We start from the raw sequence: 4,376 nt of genomic DNA on the forward strand, positions 1-4,376 counted from the left end.
GCCCTGGAAGTGGTCGGGGTCCGCCCGCTCGATCGGGATGACGGCATCCGCCCCGGCGGGGATCGCGGAGCCGGTCATCACCGGGTTCGCGCTGCCCGGCTCGAGCAGGCCGGGGGCGTCGCCCGCCGCGGTGGTCGGGCCGACCCGCAGCGCGACGGGGGAGCCGGCCGATGCGGCCGCGAGCTCCGCGCTGCGCACGGCGTAGCCGTCCATCTGCGAGTTCGCGAACGGCGGCAGGTCGATCGGGCTCAGGATGTCGGCGGCCAGTACGCGTCCGGCGGCATCCGCCAGGGGCAGCGACTCGGCGCGTTCCGCGACCCGGGCGAGGAACGGGGCGAGCAGGTCGGCGGTGGCCTGCTGGTGCTCGAGGTGGGTGCGCATGTCATCCCCCCGCGAACGGCGGCAGCACGTCGACCGACCGCGAGATCGGGGTGGCGGGGTCGCGCCGCACGACACCGTCGACGAGAAACGAGCCGGATCGGAGCACTCGGTCCATCGGCCCGCCATACTGGGAGAGCAGGTGATCGCGCAGGGCGCCGACCGTGGGGAGCGCGTCGGCGAGATCGACGAGTTCCTCCTCGCGCCCGGCCGCTTCCGCGGCTGCGGCGAAGTACCGCACTGTGACCGTCACCATGTCTCAAGCTTACCCGTGATACGGAAAAAAGCATCCATATTGCGGAAACTCTGAGGAACTCCGACGCTCCCGGCGCGTAGAGTTGGAGGATGCCCACGCCCGCTGAACGACCGGTCGTCGAGCCCGGTCCGGAGCTGACCGCGGAGCAGTTCGCGCGGTACAGCCGGCAGCTCATGCTGCCCGGCTTCGGCGACACCGCCCAGCGGCGTCTCGGCGCGGCCCGCGTGCTGATCATCGGGGCCGGCGGACTCGGCACCGCGGTGGCCCCCGTGCTCGCGGCATCCGGCATCGGCACCCTCGGCCTCATCGACGACGACGTCGTCGAGCTGTCCAACCTGCACCGCCAGCTCGCGCACGGCGTCGCCGACATCGGCCGGCCCAAGGTCGACTCGCTCGCCGACGCGATCGCGGCGATCGATCCGGGATGCCGCGTCATCCGGCATCCCGAGCGCGTCACCGCAGCGACGCTTCCCGGCATCCTCGACGGGTACGACCTGGTCGTCGACGGCAGCGACAACTTCCCCACCCGCTACCTCGCCAACGACGCCGCGGTGCTCGCGGGCGTGCCGCTCGTGTGGGGTGCGATCCTGCGGTTCCACGGACAGGTCGGCGTCGCGTGGCACGGCCGCGGACCGACGTACCGCGACCTTGTCCCCAGCCCGCCGCCCGCCGACGAGGCGCTGTCGTGCGAGCTCGGCGGCGTGCTGCCGACCCTGTGCACGGCGATCGGCTCGTTCCTCGCGACCGAGGTCATCAAGCTCGTCACCGGGATCGGCGAGCCGCTCATCGGCCGCGTGCTCACGTACGACGCGCTCACCGCGCGCACGCGGGAGATCCCGTACGCCGTCTCCCCGGAGACCCCGGCCATCACCGGGCTGATCGACTACGACCTCTTCTGCGGGGTGCCGGACGACAGCGACCTCACCGCGCTCAGCGCCGCGGCCCTCGCCGGCCGCCTGCGCGCGGGCGAGCGGCTGACCCTGCTCGACGTGCGGGAGCCCGAGGAGGTCGCCGCCCGCCGCATCCCCGGATCGGTTCCGCTTCCGCTCGCGGAACTGCGCGCGGGAGCCGTGCCGGATGCCGCGGGCGCGCCCCTCGTCGTGGTGTGCGAGCGGGACCCGCGGGCGCGCACGGCGGCCCGGATGCTCGCCGAGCGCGGGCTCGCGGACGTCGCGTATCTGGCCGGGGGCATCCAGTCGTACGTCGCCGTCGGCGGCGAAGTCGAAGGAGACGACATTGTCTGAACAGGTGGTGGGCTTCGAGCTCATCAGCGAGACCCCGCTCGACGAGGCCGCGATCCGCGCCGCGGTCGAGGGGGATGCCAACGGCGCCGTCGTCATGTTCTGCGGCGTCGTGCGCGACCACGACGGCGGCAAGGCGGTGCGCTCGCTCGACTACCGGGCGCATCCGGATGCCGCCCGCTTCCTCGCGGACTGCGTCGCGCGGGTCGCGGCGGAGACCGGGTTCGCGATCGCGGCATCCCACCGCGTCGGCGACCTGCGGATCGGCGACGTCGCCCTGTTCGCCGCGGCCGCCGCCCCGCACCGGGGTCAGGCGTTCGACGCGTGCGAGCGCGTGGTCGAGCTCATCAAGCACGAGGTCCCCATCTGGAAGCGCCAGCACTACGACGACGGCGTCTCGGAGTGGGTCGGCCTGTAGCCCGCCCCGCCCCGCCATCCAACCATCCGCCAGTCCTGCCGGCGCGCGCCCGGCGCGCGCCCCGCCCCGCGCCCCGCGTGATCAAGGGTCACGTTCTGCGGCTCGAACCCACAGATCGTGACCCTTGAGCGTCGCAGGGTGACGGCCGAGGCTGGGGGCCAAGGGCGCGCGCCGAGGGCGCCGAGGGCGGCGTGGACATGGCGACGGCGTGGCGGTGTTCAAGGGTCACGTTTTGCGCGTTGCACCCACAGATCGTGACCCTTGAACGTCGATGGTGTGGGCATGGCGACGGCGTGGCTGTGTTCAAGGGTCACGTTCTGCGGGTTGCGACAGCAGATTGTGACCCTTGAGCGCCAAGAGGGGAGCGCCGAGGGCGACGGTGAGGGGGAGCGAGTGCGACGCAAGCCCGCGCCCCAGGGAGACCGTGGGGTGGGCGTCAGCCGCCGATGTAGCTCATCTCGACGCGGTGGCGGGCTTCGCGGAGCTGGGGCGTGAGGGAGGAGCGGATCTCGCTGTAGCGGTCGTCGCGTGCGCCCCAGATGCCGCCGAGCGCCGCGCGCAGCTCGGCATCCGTCGCGCCGCCGCGCAGCAATGCGCGCAGGTCGTGGCCCTCCGTGGCGAACAGGCACGTGAAGAGCTTGCCCTCGGTCGAGATCCGCGCCCGGTTGCAGGTGCCGCAGAACGCGTTCGTGACCGACGAGATGACGCCGATCTCGCCGCCGCCGTCGGCGTACCGCCAGCGCTTCGCGGTCTCGCCGGGCACCGCGGCGCCGAGCGGCTCGAGCGGGTGCAGGGCGCTGATGCGCTCGACGATCTCGGCCGACGGCACGACCTCGTCCAGGCGCCAGCCGTTCGTGGTTCCGACATCCATGTACTCGATGAACCGCAGCGTGTACGGGGTGCCGCGGAACCGCTCGGCCATGGGCACGATCTCGTGGTCGTTGAGCCCCCTCTTGACCACCATGTTCAGGCGGATCGGCCCGAGCCCCGCCTCGTGCGCCGCATCGATCCCCGCCAGCACCCGCGACACCGGGAACTTCACGTCGTTCATCTGCTGGAACAGCGCGTCGTCGAGGGAGTCGATCGACACCGTCACCCGGTCGAGGCCGGCATCCTTCAGCGCCTGCGCCTTGACGGGCAGCGCGGACCCGTTCGTGGTCAGGGCCAGCTCGAGCTTCTCGCCCTCGGGCGTGCGCAGCTCGGCGAGCCGGGCGATGAGCTCCTCGATGCCGCGGCGCAGCAGGGGCTCGCCGCCGGTGAGGCGCAGCTTGTGCACGCCGAGGGATGCCGCGGCATCCGCGATGCGCACGATCTCCTCGAACGAGAGCAGCTCGTCGCGGGGGAGGAACGCGTAGTCGCGGCCGAACACGGTCTTGGGCATGCAGTACACGCAGCGGAAGTTGCAGCGGTCGGTGATCGAGATCCGCAGGTCCCGCAGCGGCCGGTTCAGGCGATCGGCGAGGCCGGTGGATGCCAGCGCGCGCGCACGACGGACGCGATTGCGTCCGTCTGACGTCTCTGTCTCCGCAGGTTCGGAACCGCGCGTGATCGACACTTCGACCCCCTTACGGATCGACAACCGTAGCACTCGGATCTGGCAGATGACCTGCGTCGTCTTCGACCGTCACGGTCAGGCGCAGCCGCGCGCCGGGCGCGAGGCCGTCCGCCACGTCCGCGGGCACGACGAGCGGGGCACCCGGCCGCTCGACGGTGTGCACCCGCACGGCCTCCGGGCCGCGCTCGATGCGCGCGACGGTCGCGGTCCACGCCCCCGGCGCATGCAGCGCGGCGACGAAGGCGGTGGATCGGCGCTGCAGCACGGCGTGCGTCGGGCCCTCGTCGACGATGCGCCCGGACTGCAGCCCGATCGTGCGGTCGGCGAGCTCGCGGGCATCCTGCGGATCGTGCGTGACGAGCAGGATCGGGATGCCGGCATCCTTCGCGAACCCGGCCACCACGCGCCGTGCCTGCGCCGCGGTCTGCACGTCGAGCGCGGCGAACGGCTCGTCGAGCAGCAGCGCGTCGGGGGATGCCGCGAAGGCGCGCGCGATCGCGACCCGCTGCTGCTGGCCGCCGGACAGCT

At 72.6% G+C, this 4,376-nt stretch carries 5 protein-coding genes and 1 pseudogene; 2 read left to right on the forward strand and 4 right to left on the reverse strand.

Annotated elements, in window-relative coordinates:
- Positions 1-381: pseudogene (locus VJR25_RS08405) on the reverse strand (molybdopterin molybdenumtransferase MoeA); the annotation flags it as partial.
- 1 nt (position 382) lies between these two features.
- Positions 383-634, reverse strand: coding sequence for a MoaD/ThiS family protein (locus tag VJR25_RS08410; protein WP_324114502.1), 252 nt, complete (start codon positions 632-634; stop codon positions 383-385).
- Between the two features lie 89 nt (positions 635-723).
- On the opposite strand from VJR25_RS08410, the gene VJR25_RS08415 reads away from it, so the two are divergent.
- Both VJR25_RS08415 and VJR25_RS08420 read left to right on the forward strand, forming a co-directional pair.
- Positions 724-1,878: a ThiF family adenylyltransferase gene (locus tag VJR25_RS08415; protein WP_324114504.1), complete on the forward strand. Its 1,155-nt coding sequence runs from the start codon at positions 724-726 to the stop codon at positions 1,876-1,878.
- Positions 1,871-2,293, forward strand: coding sequence for a molybdenum cofactor biosynthesis protein MoaE (locus tag VJR25_RS08420; RefSeq protein ID WP_324114506.1), 423 nt, complete (start codon positions 1,871-1,873; stop codon positions 2,291-2,293). Before VJR25_RS08415 ends, VJR25_RS08420 begins: the two co-directional genes overlap by 8 nt.
- Before the next feature lie 436 nt (positions 2,294-2,729).
- On the opposite strand, the gene moaA is transcribed toward VJR25_RS08420, so the two are convergent.
- Positions 2,730-3,770 (reverse strand): GTP 3',8-cyclase MoaA, encoded by a 1,041-nt coding sequence (gene moaA / locus VJR25_RS08425; protein WP_349254666.1) that lies wholly within the window; start codon positions 3,768-3,770, stop codon positions 2,730-2,732.
- A gap of 88 nt (positions 3,771-3,858) precedes the next feature.
- Positions 3,859-4,376, reverse strand: a 518-nt coding sequence (locus VJR25_RS08430; RefSeq protein WP_324114508.1) for an ATP-binding cassette domain-containing protein, incomplete at its 5' end; no start/stop codon positions are given.

The organism is Microbacterium sp. (assembly GCF_035277845.1).
GTDB lineage: Bacteria > Actinomycetota > Actinomycetes > Actinomycetales > Microbacteriaceae > Microbacterium.